Below are 850 nucleotides of genomic sequence, written 5' to 3' on the forward strand. Positions count from 1 at the left end.
CCGACAGGCCGCGGCCCATCAGCCGCTTGACCGAGGTGATCACGTTGGACGGATCAACGGCCCGCGCCGCCAGCGCGTCGGAGCCGATCTGGCGGCGCTCAGCGTCGAGGTAGCGCACCGCCGAAGGCAGCAGCACGCGGCCCTCGGCATCGGGCAGGCATTCGGCGACGCCGTTGCGGACCGCCGCGACCAGCGAGTGGGTGGTGCCGAGGTCGATCCCGACGGCGATGCGACGCTGGTGCGGATCGGGCGCCTGGCCCGGTTCTGAAATCTGGAGCAATGCCATCAGGCCTCCCCGAGGAGATGGGCGTGGGGATGAATCATGCCGCTATTGTCCCCATTGATCGGCCTTGGCCTCGATGTCCTCGGCAAAACGCTCGATGAACATGAGGGCTCTCACCTGCCGCGCCGCCTCGGGGTAGTCGCCCTTCTCGTCGATCAGCCAGTCGAGCGTGGACAACGCACGCGCACGACCGGCCTCGACCTCGGCGCGCAGCTTGTCGAGCGCGGCGGCATCGGTGGYGTCGTCGAGCTCTTCGCGCCATGCCATCTGCTGCATCAGGAATGCGGGCGGCATCGCGGTATTGGTATGGGCCTGGATGCCCGCGCCGTTGAGTTCGCACAGGTAGGTGGCGCGCTTGATCGGGCTCTTGAGCCGCTGGTAGGCCTCGTTGATGCGCACCGACCACTGCATCGCGATGCGCTGTGCCGCGGGGCCCTGGGCGGCAAAGCGGTCAGGATGGGCCTCGCGCTGCAGCTCCTTCCAGCGAGCGTCGAGGACGCTGCGGACCTGCGCGAAGGTGGCAGGCACGGCGAACAGCTGGAAGTCGGTGTCGTTCAGGTTCATGAC

General features: G+C 68.1%; 2 protein-coding genes. Both read right to left on the reverse strand.

Annotated elements, in window-relative coordinates; all coding sequences use genetic code 11:
- The coding region (locus AC1DY5_RS57345) for an Hsp70 family protein (protein WP_478122992.1) at nt 1–286 on the reverse strand (286 nt) is incomplete at its 3' end.
- Between the two features lie 42 nt (nt 287–328).
- The gene (gene hscB, locus AC1DY5_RS57350) at nt 329–847 is read right to left on the reverse strand and encodes a Fe-S protein assembly co-chaperone HscB (protein ID WP_478122993.1); all 519 of its coding nucleotides are present in this window, start codon (nt 845–847) and stop codon (nt 329–331) included.
- Nucleotides 848–850 lie beyond the last annotated feature (3 nt).

The organism is Variovorax sp. P4_D9, assembly GCF_056401695.1.